This window comes from Enterobacter sp. C6, assembly GCF_008122455.1.
Taxonomy (GTDB): Bacteria; Pseudomonadota; Gammaproteobacteria; order Enterobacterales; family Enterobacteriaceae; genus Enterobacter; species Enterobacter pseudoroggenkampii.
Window position 1 is genome coordinate 73,575 of record NZ_QPFW01000251.1, and the last position, 13,116, is coordinate 86,690.

The 13,116-nt window shown below is 56.0% G+C and carries 11 protein-coding genes; 6 read left to right on the plus strand and 5 right to left on the minus strand.

Going from position 1 to position 13,116, the window contains the following annotated elements; translation table 11 throughout:
* Nucleotides 1-144: 144 nt before the first annotated feature.
* The 4 genes from DOU50_RS22555 to DOU50_RS22570 form a co-directional block, all read right to left on the minus strand.
* Complete coding sequence (locus DOU50_RS22555; protein WP_048992832.1) at nucleotides 145-507, minus strand: YibL family ribosome-associated protein; 363 nt, start codon at nucleotides 505-507, stop codon at nucleotides 145-147.
* 58 nt (nucleotides 508-565) lie between these two features.
* Nucleotides 566-1,156: a mannitol operon repressor MtlR gene (gene mtlR / locus DOU50_RS22560; protein ID WP_032645094.1), complete on the minus strand. Its 591-nt coding sequence runs from the start codon at nucleotides 1,154-1,156 to the stop codon at nucleotides 566-568.
* Nucleotides 1,153-2,301 carry a mannitol-1-phosphate 5-dehydrogenase gene (gene mtlD, locus DOU50_RS22565; protein ID WP_148770344.1) on the minus strand — a complete coding sequence of 383 codons (1,149 nt, stop codon included), beginning with the start codon at nucleotides 2,299-2,301 and terminating at the stop codon, nucleotides 1,153-1,155. The genes mtlR and mtlD overlap by 4 nt, the downstream gene beginning before the upstream one ends.
* Before the next feature lie 100 nt (nucleotides 2,302-2,401).
* Nucleotides 2,402-4,309 carry a PTS mannitol transporter subunit IICBA gene (locus DOU50_RS22570; RefSeq protein WP_024906601.1) on the minus strand — a complete coding sequence of 636 codons (1,908 nt, stop codon included), beginning with the start codon at nucleotides 4,307-4,309 and terminating at the stop codon, nucleotides 2,402-2,404.
* A 657-nt stretch (nucleotides 4,310-4,966) separates the two neighbouring features.
* Here DOU50_RS22570 and DOU50_RS22580 point away from each other — a divergent pair.
* From DOU50_RS22580 to aldB, 6 genes are all read left to right on the plus strand, one after another.
* Nucleotides 4,967-5,323, plus strand: a complete 357-nt coding sequence (locus DOU50_RS22580; protein ID WP_024906600.1) for a DUF3302 domain-containing protein — start codon at nucleotides 4,967-4,969, stop codon at nucleotides 5,321-5,323.
* A gap of 2 nt (nucleotides 5,324-5,325) precedes the next feature.
* On the plus strand, nucleotides 5,326-6,462 hold the full coding sequence (locus DOU50_RS22585; RefSeq protein ID WP_048992837.1) for an HlyD family secretion protein: 1,137 nt from the start codon (nucleotides 5,326-5,328) through the stop codon (nucleotides 6,460-6,462).
* A gap of 90 nt (nucleotides 6,463-6,552) precedes the next feature.
* Complete coding sequence (locus DOU50_RS22590) at nucleotides 6,553-7,161, plus strand: glutathione S-transferase (RefSeq protein WP_148770347.1); 609 nt, start codon at nucleotides 6,553-6,555, stop codon at nucleotides 7,159-7,161.
* Nucleotides 7,162-7,264: 103 nt separating this feature from the next.
* Entirely contained in the window at nucleotides 7,265-8,650 is a 1,386-nt protein-coding gene (gene selA, locus DOU50_RS22595) for an L-seryl-tRNA(Sec) selenium transferase (protein WP_148770349.1), read from the plus strand.
* Nucleotides 8,647-10,494: a selenocysteine-specific translation elongation factor gene (gene selB, locus DOU50_RS22600; protein ID WP_148770350.1), complete on the plus strand. Its 1,848-nt coding sequence runs from the start codon at nucleotides 8,647-8,649 to the stop codon at nucleotides 10,492-10,494. The genes selA and selB overlap by 4 nt, the downstream gene beginning before the upstream one ends.
* An 86-nt stretch (nucleotides 10,495-10,580) precedes the next feature.
* Entirely contained in the window at nucleotides 10,581-12,119 is a 1,539-nt protein-coding gene (aldB, locus tag DOU50_RS22605; protein ID WP_148770352.1) for an aldehyde dehydrogenase AldB, read from the plus strand.
* Here the strand turns inward: aldB and DOU50_RS22610 are convergent.
* A complete protein-coding gene (locus DOU50_RS22610) occupies nucleotides 12,116-13,081 on the minus strand; it encodes a LysR family transcriptional regulator (RefSeq protein WP_148770354.1) in 966 nt (321 codons plus the stop codon). The two genes, aldB and DOU50_RS22610, sit on opposite strands and share 4 nt — an antisense overlap.
* Nucleotides 13,082-13,116: the final 35 nt, after the last annotated feature.

The following is a 13,116-nucleotide window of genomic DNA, read 5'->3' on the forward strand; positions in this document are numbered from 1 at the left end:
AAAGGGGGATTGGTTGGGCCAATTTGAGGCGGGGTGGGGCCTGATGCCCTCACCCCGGCCCTCTCCCACGGGGAGAGGGAGAAAACCGCACCGTACAGTCCCCTCGCCCCTTTGGGGAGAGGGTTAGGGTGAGGGGGATAAGTATCAGAACGCGGTCTTACAAAAACCCGTCATCTCTTTCAGGCCCATTTCGCGGCCAAGCTCGGTCATCGGGTGTACCACTACCAGACCACGGACGCTTTTCTTCAGCTTGCCCATGTCGGCCTGTTCTTTTTTGGTGATCGTACGACGGTGCGGCATGTCCATCAGCTTCTGCGCTTCTTTGCTCAGCTTCTGGCCTTTCACTTCGCGCAGGCGCTCGATTTCTGTTTCCAGCGTGGCGACCTCTTTTTCCAGCTCGGCGTACTTCTCGGCGGAATCGACCAGTGACAGGCCCGCCATCTGGTGACGGATCAGATCCAGGCGGTCGCTCAGGCGTTTAATTTCGTTCTTTTCGACTTCTTTCATGACAAATAACTCTGAAAACGGGGAATTTACAGGGAAGGATACACCAATGTGAGCAGGCTTACTTCTGAAACGCTTTTTTTAAGCTGATTCGTGAAATCAGCTCAGTCAGGGAGAGAACCATCGTGGAACGGACAACCTGTTGATAACGCAGCTTTTGCATCGCGTAGAGCTCAGGGTCGCTGTTATCAAAATGGGGAGCAGGGGGCAGAGCGGTGACGCAGTGCAGCTCGCCGAAGGGCCCCAGGATCTCATCATCGGTAAAGGTGTACTCGTTACCGTCATGATTGAGTTCTTCGCGCAGCGCCATTAACAGCTCCGCATCTTCATACTCTTGTCGGTTCAGCACGCCAAGACCATAAATCAGCTTCAGACGCACGGATAAATCGCCCAGCGGTCCGTCTCCGTCCAGTAACGGTTCTACAGCATATTTTACCGCGTAGTCGTCTTTGCGAAACACCTGAAGCACCAGGATATTCACCGCCTCGGTTAACAGCTCGACGGCGGCAATCAGGAAACTTCGTACGGTTTTGCCAGCATTCAGACGCTCAAGCACACGATTTTCAAAGGCCTGGGTTTGTTCCATTATTGCCTGCATATCTGACAATCTGTTATCCGGGCGCAGGCTAACCTGCGCCTCACTGTGCATCATTTGGTTGCGTTGTATGCGTTAACCGCCTCCACAACCACGTCGCTGTTGGCGTCCAGACCGGAAATCTGCGCCAGCGCAGCCTGTGCGCCTTTGGTATCAATCAGCTGAGCCAGTTCCTGCGCCTGCGGGTCCTGTTCGCTGCGGTAGTGCATTGCGGCGGCAATCCCTTTCACCAGGTTGGCGTGCGGCAGGCCGTATTCCAGCGTGCCCAGCAGCGGCTTAATCAGGCGGTCGCCCGCGCTCAGTTTGCGCAGAGGCTGACGGCCCACGCGCTCAACGTCATCTTTCAGATACGGGTTTTCAAAGCGACCGAGGATTTTCTGGATGTATGCTGCGTGTTTCTCAGCATCAAAACCGTAGCGTTTGATCAGCACCGCGCCGCTCTCTTCCATTGCCCCTTTTACCACTGCGCGGATCTTCTCATCGAGGATCGCGTCACGAATGGTCTGATGACCGGCCAATTTTCCGAGGTACGCGGTTATAGCATGCCCGGTGTTCAGCGTGAAGAGTTTGCGTTCGACAAATGCCATCAGGTTATCGGTTAATTCCATTCCCGGAATGGTCGGAAGCGCGCCTTTAAACTGGGTTTTATCGACGATCCACTCGCTGAAGGTTTCTACGGTCACTTCCAGCGGATCGTTGGTTGCGGATTCGGAAGGCGGAACGATGCGATCCACGGCGGAATCCACAAAACCCACGTGCGCTTCAACCCAGGCTTTGTCTTCGTCTGCCACAGCGTTGAGCACGTGGCCTTTCAGCTGCGTAGTGCCGCGCACCATGTTTTCACAGGCGATGATGTTCAGCGGGGTATCGATACCCTGCGCTTTACGTTTTGCCAGGCCTTTCGCGACCGCAGGGGCGATGCGCTCAAGCACAACCGGACCCACGGCGGTGGTAACCAGATCGACGCTGGCGATAAGGTCAATAACGTCGTCGCCGATGCTGCTGACCGCGTTGACGCCAGATACCGTCTCAACCTGCTCGTTTTCACCGACCACATGGACCTGATAGCTATGACGGGCATTCAGGGCATCCAGGACAACCTGATTCACATCGGCGAATGTCAGGGTAATGCCCGCGTCTGCCAGCAGTTTACCGATAAAACCACGACCGATATTACCTGCGCCAAAATGTAATGCTTTCATAGTGTTAACCTTCATCAATGTTTTTACCCGAGAGGGCTGGGGTGAGGAACGTTTTCCCCTCACCCTAGCCCTCTCCCCGGGGGGAGAGGGAGGAGTACCGTTATTTGTTAAGCAGAGCCAGAACTTCTTCAACGCTGGTGGTGTTGGCCAGACGCTCAATGACGGACTCATCATCCAGCGCGTTGGTCAGGCTGGTAATCACCTGAATGTGCTCGTTGTTGCGAGCGGCGATACCAATCACCAGACGGGCGATGTCGTCTTCTTCTTCACCGAAGCGAACGCCCTGCGGGTACTGACAGAATACGACGCCAGTTTTCAGGACGCGATCTTTCGCTTCAACCGTACCGTGCGGCACCGCGATGGATTCGCCCAGATAGGTCGGGGTCAGTTTTTCGCGTTCCAGCATCGCGTCGACATATTCAGGCTGAACGTAGCCGCCTTTCACCAGCTGCTCACCGGCAAAGCGAATCGCTTCTTCTTTAGTGGCCGCGGTACGACCGAGGAAGATGTTTTCCGCACCCAGCTTAAACAGGTGGGCGTTGCTCTCGTCAAAACTGTCCTGCAGGCTGGAGCGCACTTTCACTTCGTTGTCTTCGTGACGCTGCGCGGCAACCAGACGTTCGGTCAGGCTGGTATACAGGCCGCTGTCGAGGAAGTTGGTCAGCGAAATGTGCTGTGCCTGTGGTACCTGACGCATGGCGCGTTCGGTCAGGTCGCGGTGCGTGATAACCAGGTCAACATCCGGCGGCAGGCTGTTAATGGCGCTGTTAGTCACGGAAATGTTGGTCAGGCCCGCATCCTGCACTTTCTTACGCAGCACGCCTGCACCCATTGCGCTGGAACCCATACCGGCATCGCAGGCAACGATGATTTTACGTACGTGGCTCAGGTCGTTAGAGACATCACCTGCTGCCAGTGGCGTCGCGCCTTTGGATTCTGCTTTCATGTCGTGCATACGACGTGTTGCGGCTTCGATGTCATCATCTTCTTTCACTTTGCTGGTTTTCAGCAGGATTGAAGAGACCACGAAGGAGACGGCCATTGCCGCAAAGATCGCCGCGATGTTTGCGAAGTAAGCCCCTTTTGGCGTCATCGCCAGTACCGCCAGGATAGACCCCGGAGAGGCCGGAGAAACCAGACCGCCGCCCAGCACGCTCAGGGTGAACACACCGGTCATACCGCCGAGGATAACGGCCAGGATCAGACGTGGGTTCATCAGCACGTAAGGGAAGTAAATTTCGTGGATACCGCCCAGGAAGTGGATGATCGCCGCACCGCCAGCAGACTGTTTTGCGCTGCCGCGGCCAAAGAAGATGTACGCCAGCAGAACACCCATACCTGGGCCTGGGTTGGCTTCAATCAGGAAGAAGATAGACTTGCCGAGATCGTGAGACTGCTGAATACCCAGCGGCGAGAAGATGCCGTGGTTGATGGCGTTGTTCAGGAACAGGATTTTCGCCGGTTCAACAAAGATAGACGCCAGCGGCAGCATGTCGTGCGCAACCATGAAGTTAACGCCTGCCGCCAGAATTTTAGACAGCACTTCAACCGCAGGGCCAATGCCGAGGAACGCCAGAATGGCGAGGATCATCCCGATGATGCCCGCAGAGAAGTTGTTCACCAGCATTTCGAAGCCGGATTTGATCTTACCATCAACCCAGACGTCGAATTTCTTAATCGCCCAGCCGCCCAGAGGACCGGCAATCATCGCCCCGAGGAACATCGGCATATCCGCACCGACGATAACACCCATGGTGGTGATAGCACCCACGACGCCACCACGGTCACCGCCCACCAGACGACCCCCGGTGAAACCGATGAGCAGCGGCAGGAGATAGGTAATCATTGGGCCAACAAGTTTCGCCAGCGTTTCGTTAGGCAACCACCCTGTCGGAATGAACAATGCGGTGATGATACCCCACGCGATAAACGCGCCGATATTTGGCATCACCATGTTGCTGAGGAAACGACCAAAGCTTTGAACTTTGATCTTGAAATCGGATGACATAAAACACCCCTTCTTCTGTTTACGCTTAGGCTTGTGGCCCGAGGTTTATTGTTAATGAGGCGGCAGAGGTAGCCGGACCCTGTTCTGATGCTGTGAAATCTGGCACTGAATCGTTCAACTGTCCAGACAGCGAAAATTTGTGTGACACATGTCACGTAAATGTAGGGGGTGTGGACATCAATGAGGTGATCTTAATCACAAAACAGGTGTGCAAAAAAAATACGATGGCGAGAAATACGGCAAAAACCACCCTTTTCTGTGATGTTTGTCACGTTTTGGTTTTATGTGTTTGTTTCTGGATTGTGACTGATTTCACAAAATATTTTTATGCGGATTTCTCCGGCTGTGATCGGCGGCAAACTCTGATTCGCGATTCAGCGCCAGGATGATATTGCACGACACGATAAGCTAAAAAACCACTTTTCATGTGTGGTATGGCGAAAAGTTAAAAGGTGGATTACGCTCATATTGTAAGGTTAAGTCTATTATTATTCAGGATATATTTTGACACGCTTATAAACTTGCATGGAGATATTATAAAAATACATACTTCCCGGCCCTGGGAATAATGAACACAACCCCGTGTTTATAAAAATTAATTAGGTTGCGTACCGTTTTATTAATTTAATGAGTTGACGTTGTTTAAGTGAGGAGAATATGTTTCTCAACTATTTTGCGCTGGGCGTATTGATTTTTGTATTTCTGGTTCTGTTTTACGGAATCATCGCCATTCATGACATCCCTTACAATATGGCCAAAAAGCGTAACCATCCGCATGCCGATGCAATTCACACGGCAGGGTGGATTAGCCTGTTTACGCTCCATGCCATCTGGCCGTTCCTGTGGATTTGGGCCACCCTGTACCGCGAAGATCGTGGCTGGGGTATGCAAAACCACATTACAAAGCCTGATGAGGTCCCGGGCATGGATGCGCTCGCCAAACGCGTGGCGGAACTCGAACAAAAGCTGGCCGCGGTAAAGCCTGCTGCTGATAAGAACACGCTGGAGCGCTAATCATGGATCTGTTGATTATTTTGACCTACGTGGCATTTGCCTGGGCCATCTTTAAAATATTCCGAATTCCGGTCAACCAGTGGACGCTTGCCACCGCAACATTAGGCGGCGTATTTATTGTTGCCGGACTTATTCTGTTAATGAACTATAACCACCCGTATACCTTTACGGCGCAAAAAGCGGTTATTTCTATTCCAATCACGCCGCAGGTGACCGGTGTGGTCAGCGAAGTGACCGATAAAAATAACCAGCTCATTAAAAAAGGCGAAGTGTTATTTAAACTGGATCCAGGCCGCTATCAGGCGCGCGTCGACAGACTTCAGGCCGACCTGGTAACCGCGACGCACAATATCGATAATCTGAAAGCGCAGCTGGCGGAAGCCGTTGCCAATACCACGCGCGTCTCCGCTGAACGCGATCGCCTCTATAAAGATTATCAGCGCTACCTGAAAGGCAGCCAGGCGAAGGTGAATCCGTTCTCTGAAAGCGATATCGACAACGCGCGGCAGAACTATCTCGCGCAGGATGCGCTGGTGAAAGGCTCCGTGGCTGAACAGGTGCAGATCCAAAGCCAGTTAGACAGCATGGTGAACGGTGAACAGTCGCAGATTGCCTCCTTGCGCGCCCAGCTTGCCGAAGCCAAATACAATCTGGATCAGACCGTGGTGCGTGCGCCAAGCAATGGTTACATCACCCAGGTGCTGATCCGTCCGGGGACCTATGCCGCCGCGCTGCCTTTGCGTCCGGTGATGGTCTTTATCCCTGAACAGAAGCGTCAGATTGTGGCCCAGTTCCGTCAGAACTCGCTGCTGCGTCTGAAGCCGGGTGATGAAGCGGAAGTGGTGTTTAACGCGCTGCCGGGCCAGGTGTTCTCCGGGAAGCTCACCAGTATTCTGCCGGTGGTGCCGGGGGGGACCTATCAGGCGCAGGGCGCGCTGCAGTCGCTGACGGTCACTCCGGGTAGTGATGGTGTGCAGGCCATCATTGAGCTGAACCCTAACGCGGAGGTCGATGCGCTGCCAGACGGTATTTTTGCCCAGGTGGCGGTCTATTCGGACCACTTCGCCCACGTCTCGGTCATGCGTAAAGTATTGCTGCGTATGACCAGCTGGATGCACTACCTCTACCTCGATCACTAATCCTTCCAGGGCAGGAATGCGACATGCAGACCTGCCCTTTTTTCATCGCTTGATCCATACTGACTTTTTTCCGGCATCAAGGATCAGGCAATGAAAGTCATCGGCAGCTATACCAGTCCCTTCGTGCGAAAAATCTCGATTCTCCTGCTGGAGAAGGGGATTGAATTTGAATTCATTAATGAACAGCCCTACAACGCGGAAAACGGCGTTGCGCAGTACAACCCGCTGGGGAAAGTCCCGGCGCTGGTGACGGACGAGGGCGAATACTGGTTCGATTCCCCGATAATTGCCGAGTATATCGAGCTGCTGGGCGTTGCCCCGGCCATGCTGCCGGCTGACCCAAAAGCGGCGCTGGCAGTGAAGCAAATCGAAGCCCTGGCCGATGGCATTATGGATGCGGCGTTAACCTCCGTACGGGAACAGGCCAGACCCGCCGCCCAGCAGTCGGAAACGGAACTGTTACGCCAGCGGGAAAAAATCAGCCGCAGCCTGGACAGGTGCGAGCAGCTTATCCGGGAGGGTAAGATTCACCCCGACAGCCTGAACCTGGGGACCATCGCCATCGCCTGCGCCATCGGCTATCTCAACTTCCGCCGCGTCTCCCCGGGCTGGTGCGTCGACCGTCCGCTGCTGGTGAAACTGGCAGACACGCTGTTTAGCCGCGAGAGCTTTGCCCGTACAGAACCGCCAAAGGCTTGACGCGGGTTATAACACTTCGGCGTCGGAGGCGGTACAATCCCTCCACATGTTAACTCCCTCTCCCGTCGGGAGGGGGGAAGATATTTACTCGCCAGGCGCTTTCATGACTACTCATCATTCGCTGTACAGCCAGATCCCCGCTATCGACCGTCTCCTTCGCGAGCCCCGCATTCATGCTGTTGTTGAGCGCTTCGGCCATACCGCGACGGTGGAGATGTTACGCCTGCTTCAGGACGAAGCCCGATGCGCTATTCAGTCAGAAAACGTCTTGCCCGACTGGTGCACGGCGTGGGAGCAGGAAGTTGAACGCCGGCTGGATGAGAAAGCGCAAAGCGCGTTACGCCCGGTGATTAACCTGACCGGTACCGTACTGCATACCAACCTGGGCCGCGCGCAGCAGGCAGAAGAGGCTGTCGAGGCGGTTGTACAGGCCATGCGAGCGCCCGTGACGCTGGAGTACGATCTGGACGGCGCCGGACGCGGGCACCGCGACCGGGCGCTGGCGGAGCTGCTGTGCCAGCTGACCGGCGCGGAAGATGCCTGCATTGTGAATAACAACGCCGCCGCGGTGCTGCTGATGCTGGCGGCCACCGCCAGCGGCAAAGAGGTGGTGGTTTCCCGCGGCGAGCTGGTGGAGATTGGCGGAGCGTTTCGTATCCCGGACGTGATGCGCCAGGCAGGCTGCACGCTACATGAAGTGGGCACCACCAATCGCACCCATGCGAAAGATTATCGCGCGGCGGTGAATGAAAATACCGCCCTGCTGATGAAGGTCCACACCAGCAATTACCATATTGAAGGCTTCACCAAAACGGTTGAAGAGGCGGAGCTGGCGGAAATAGGGCGTGAGCTGGATATCCCGGTAATTGCCGATCTTGGCAGCGGCTCGCTGGTGGATCTGAGTCTTTACGGGCTGCCGAAAGAGCCGATGCCGCAGGAGATGATTGCGGCGGGCGTTAGCCTGGTCAGCTTTTCTGGTGACAAGCTGCTTGGCGGGCCGCAGGCCGGGATTATCGTCGGCAAGCGCGAGCTGATTGCACAGCTGCAGCAGCATCCGCTCAAGCGCGCCCTGCGCGCCGATAAAATGACGCTTGCCGCGCTGGAGGCGACGCTGCGGCTCTATCTCCATCCGGAAAAACTGGCCGACCGCCTGCCCACGCTGCGCCTGTTAAGCCGCGATGCCGCCTCGATTCGCGCCCAGGCCGAACTGCTGCTGCCGCGCATTGCCCCGCACTACCCCGATTTTGACGTTCGCATTGAGCCCTGCCAGTCGCAGATTGGCAGCGGTTCGCTGCCGGTGGACAGGCTGCCGAGTGAAGCACTCACGTTCACCCCGCGTGACGGGCGCGGCAGCCATCTTGACGCCCTGTCGTCGCGCTGGCGTGGCCTGCCTGCGCCGGTTATCGGGCGGATTTACGACGGCCGAATGTGGCTGGATCTGCGCTGCCTTGAAGATGAAGAGCGATTTCTGGAGATGTTGTTGAAATGATTATTGCCACCGCCGGTCATGTCGACCACGGAAAAACCACGTTGCTGCAGGCGATTACTGGCATTAACGCCGACCGCCTGCCGGAAGAGAAAAAGCGCGGCATGACCATCGATCTTGGTTATGCCTACTGGCCCCAGCCTGATGGCCGCGTGCTGGGCTTTATAGATGTTCCGGGGCATGAAAAGTTTCTGTCCAACATGCTGGCGGGAGTGGGAGGCATCGATCATGCCCTGCTGGTGGTGGCCTGCGATGATGGCGTCATGGCGCAAACCCGTGAGCACCTGGCGATCCTGCAACTGACCGGCAACCCGCAGCTGACCGTGGCGCTGACCAAAGCCGATCGCGTGGATGACGCACGCGTCAGCGAGGTACGTGAAACGGTCCAGGCGACCTTGCGGGAATATGGTTTTGCCGACGCGTCGCTTTTTGTCACCGTGGCGACAGAAGGACGGGGTATCGATGAACTTCGCCACCACTTACAGCAGCTTTCGTCGCGCAATCACGCCAGCCATCACCGCTTCCGTCTGGCGATCGACCGGGCGTTTACTGTCAAAGGCGCGGGTCTGGTGGTTACCGGTACGGCGCTGAGTGGTGAAGTCAGCGTGGGAGATTCGCTCTGGCTGACGGGCGTGAACAAACCGATGCGCGTGCGCGGGCTGCACGCGCAAAACCAGCCCGCTGAACGTGCCCATGCCGGACAGCGTATCGCGCTGAACATTGCCGGGGATGCAGAAAAAGAGCAGCTTAACCGCGGCGACTGGCTGCTGGCCGATGCCCCGCCGGAACCGTCTGAACGCGTCATTGTTTCCCTGCAGACACACATGCCGCTGACCCAGTGGCAGCCGCTGCATATTCACCACGCGGCCAGCCATATCACCGGGCGCGTGTCGCTGCTGGAAAACGACCTTGCCGAACTGGTATTCGATTCGCCGCTCTGGCTGGCAGATAACGATCGTCTGGTACTGCGTGACATTTCTGCAAGGGAAACGCTGGCAGGCGCGCGCGTGGTGGCGCTTAACCCACCCCGACGCGGCAAGCGTAAGCCGGAATATCTGCAGTGGCTGGCCGCGCTGGCGCAGGCCAGCGATGATAACGCCGCGCTGCGGGTGCATCTCGATCGCGGTGCGGTAAGTCTGCGTGATTTTGCATGGGCACGCCAGCTGAGCGAGGAAGGCCTAATCCAGCTGACCCAGCAGCCGGGCTTTATTCAGGCTGGAAACAGTCTGCTTAATGCCCCGGTTGCGGCACACTGGCAGCGTAAGATACTGAATACGCTGACGACGTACCATGAACAGCATCAGGACGAGCCAGGCCCGGGCCGTGAGCGTCTGCGACGCATGGCGCTGCCGATGGAAGACGACGCGCTGGTGCTGCTGCTGATTGAAAACATGCGCGAAAGCGGGGTGATTAAAAGCCACCACGGCTGGCTGCATCTGCCGGATCACAAGGCCGGGTTCACCGCAGAGCAAGAGGCGATATGGCAAAAAGTCGCCACGCTGTTTGGTGATGAGCCGTGGTGGGTTCGCGATCTGGCCAGGGAAACCAACACCGATGAGCAGGTGATGCGTCAGGTATTGCGCCATGCGGCGCAGCAGGGACTGATAGTCTCGATCGTAAAAGATCGTTATTACCGTAACGATCGTATTGTGGCGTTTGCCAACCTGATCCGCGAGCTGGATCAGGCGCGCGGTTCGACCTGCGCAGCGGATTTCCGCGACCGGCTGAACGTGGGCCGCAAGCTGGCGATCCAGATCCTGGAGTATTTCAACCGCATCGGCTTTACCCGCCGTCGCGGGAACGATCATTTATTGCGAGATTCGTTGTTATTTCCTGAAACTCCGTGACCTCCGTCGTAAACACCGTTACCGGCTGGCGAGAAAATCGCCAGCCGGAACTACCCTTGTTGTACACCAACAGCAAGGAGACGGTCATGACAAACAATCCTCCCTCATCGCGTATCCAGCCCGGCGAGTATGGTTTTCCCCTCAAGCTGAAGCCCCGTTATGACAACTTTATTGGCGGCGACTGGGTCGCTCCCGTCGACGGCGAATACTATTCCAACCTGACCCCGGTTACCGGCCAGCCGCTGTGCGAGATTGCCAGCTCCGGTAAGCGTGATATCGACCTGGCGCTGGATGCGGCGCACAAAGCGAAAGAGAAATGGGCTCATACCTCCGTTCAGGACCGCGCGGCCATTTTGTTCAAAATCGCCGACCGGATGGAGCAAAATCTTGAGCTGCTGGCGACGGCGGAAACCTGGGATAACGGCAAGCCGATCCGGGAAACGATGGCGGCTGACGTGCCGCTGGCCATCGACCACTTCCGCTATTTTGCCTCCTGTATTCGCGCTCAGGAGGGCGGAATAAGCGAGGTAGACAGCGACACCGTGGCGTATCACTTCCACGAGCCGCTGGGCGTCGTCGGGCAAATTATTCCGTGGAACTTCCCGCTACTGATGGCGAGCTGGAAAATGGCGCCCGCACTGGCGGCCGGGAACTGTATTGTGCTGAAACCGGCGCGTCTGACGCCGCTCTCGGTGCTGCTGCTGATGGAAATCGTTGGCGATCTTCTGCCGCCGGGCGTGATTAACGTGGTCAACGGTGCTGGCGGTGAGATAGGGGAATATCTGGCGACCTCGAAACGGATCGCTAAAGTGGCGTTTACCGGGTCGACGGAAGTGGGCCAGCAGATCATGCAGTATGCTACGCAAAACATCATTCCGGTGACCCTGGAGCTGGGCGGGAAATCCCCGAACATCTTCTTCGAGGACGTGATGGAGGAAGAGGATGCCTTCTTCGATAAAGCCCTGGAAGGGTTTGCGCTGTTTGCGTTTAACCAGGGCGAAGTCTGCACCTGCCCAAGCCGCGCGCTGGTGCAGGAGTCCATCTATGAGCGCTTTATGGAGCGGGCCATTCGCCGCGTGGAGTCTATCCGCAGCGGTAATCCGCTCGATAACGTCACGCAGATGGGCGCGCAGGTTTCACACGGACAGCTGGAGACTATCCTCAACTATATCGACATCGGCAAGAAAGAAGGGGCGGATATTCTGACCGGCGGACGCCGTAAAGTGCTGGGAGGAGATCTGCAGGAAGGGTATTACCTTGAGCCAACGATCCTGTTCGGTCAGAACAACATGCGCGTCTTCCAGGAGGAAATTTTCGGACCGGTGCTGGCCGTGACCACCTTTAAAACGATGGAGGAGGCGCTGGAGATTGCCAACGACACGCCGTATGGCCTGGGGGCAGGCGTCTGGAGCCGCAACGGTAATCTGGCCTATAAAATGGGCCGCGGCATTCAGGCCGGGCGCGTCTGGACCAACTGCTACCACGCCTATCCGGCGCACGCGGCCTTTGGCGGTTATAAGCAGTCGGGCATCGGGCGTGAAACCCACAAGATGATGCTGGAGCATTACCAGCAGACGAAATGTTTGCTGGTCAGCTACTCCGATAAACCGCTGGGGCTGTTCTAATCGCCCAGCTCAGGCCGTCCATGGGCGGCCTGAGCAATTTGCTGGCGCAGGCAGTTCAGAACGCCGTCCAGGACGTATTGCACACGCCAGGGCTGGTATTCACGTTTGCGGAAGATGGCCGTCAGATCGAGCCACCACTCCTCCTGATGCGGGAAGCAGGGGACCAGCATTCCCTGCGTTAATTCTTTCTTCAGACTCTCTTTGGGTGCAAAAACAATCCCAAGATTATTTCTTGCCAGCTCCAGGGCCGTCTGCGTATTGTCGCAAATATAATTACCGGTCACCCGGTAGTCATGCACGTTATCACTGCCGTGCACGCGGAAACGCCAGATGTTCGCATCATCGACCAGCATGGAATCAATAAGAATGCAGGAGTGGTTAATTAAATCTTCAGGTCCCGTTAAGGGATGTTTATTTAAATAATCAACGGTTGCGAATGCCGTAACGGAATATTTTGTCAACACGCTGGCGACCAGGCTTTCGTCTTTCGGTTGCGCATAGGTAATTAAAATGTCGCAGTCATCAGGAAAGGAAACGCCTTCTGAAAATTCATTGCGGTCCAGATTGTAGGTTTTCAGGGAGATGCGAATGTCACCGATGTCTTCTATCTGATGGATCACGTGGCGCGCGAGATAGGTCACGATACCTGTGGGGGCATAGATTGTGACCTTTCCGCGCTTTTCATGCTTATAATCAGCAATGAAATTAACGAGTTGACTGTTCTTATCCAGCGTGGCATTAACGTAAGGGAGTAACGCTTCACCAAACTGGGTCAGGGCCAGCTGGCGCGTGGTGCGCTCAAACACCTTCAGTCCAACCCGCGTTTCAAAATCAGACAGATATTTACTGACGTTGGCCTGCGCCATGCCCAGCAGGGCCGCGGCATCACCAATGCTGTGGGTGGCTGCGATGACGGATATAATTTTTAATTCGCGTGGCTTTAGCTGTAATTTATTCATCATGCGCACCCATCTATATGATTTTATATATAATATTA

What these genes read in the sequence shown, in the direction of transcription:
- DOU50_RS22590 (WP_148770347.1), top strand. Translation starts at nt 6,553, where the DNA reads ATGAAAGTCATCGGCAGCTATACCAGTCCCTTCGTGCGAAAAATCTCG.
- selB (WP_148770350.1), top strand. Translation starts at nt 8,647, where the DNA reads ATGATTATTGCCACCGCCGGTCATGTCGACCACGGAAAAACCACGTTG.
- DOU50_RS22570 (WP_024906601.1), bottom strand. Translation starts at nt 4,309, where the DNA reads ATGTCATCCGATTTCAAGATCAAAGTTCAAAGCTTTGGTCGTTTCCTC.
- DOU50_RS22610 (WP_148770354.1), bottom strand. Translation starts at nt 13,081, where the DNA reads ATGATGAATAAATTACAGCTAAAGCCACGCGAATTAAAAATTATATCC.
- mtlD (WP_148770344.1), bottom strand. Translation starts at nt 2,301, where the DNA reads ATGAAAGCATTACATTTTGGCGCAGGTAATATCGGTCGTGGTTTTATC.
- DOU50_RS22580 (WP_024906600.1), top strand. Translation starts at nt 4,967, where the DNA reads ATGTTTCTCAACTATTTTGCGCTGGGCGTATTGATTTTTGTATTTCTG.
- selA (WP_148770349.1), top strand. Translation starts at nt 7,265, where the DNA reads ATGACTACTCATCATTCGCTGTACAGCCAGATCCCCGCTATCGACCGT.
- DOU50_RS22585 (WP_048992837.1), top strand. Translation starts at nt 5,326, where the DNA reads ATGGATCTGTTGATTATTTTGACCTACGTGGCATTTGCCTGGGCCATC.
- DOU50_RS22555 (WP_048992832.1), bottom strand. Translation starts at nt 507, where the DNA reads ATGAAAGAAGTCGAAAAGAACGAAATTAAACGCCTGAGCGACCGCCTG.
- mtlR (WP_032645094.1), bottom strand. Translation starts at nt 1,156, where the DNA reads ATGATGCACAGTGAGGCGCAGGTTAGCCTGCGCCCGGATAACAGATTG.
- aldB (WP_148770352.1), top strand. Translation starts at nt 10,581, where the DNA reads ATGACAAACAATCCTCCCTCATCGCGTATCCAGCCCGGCGAGTATGGT.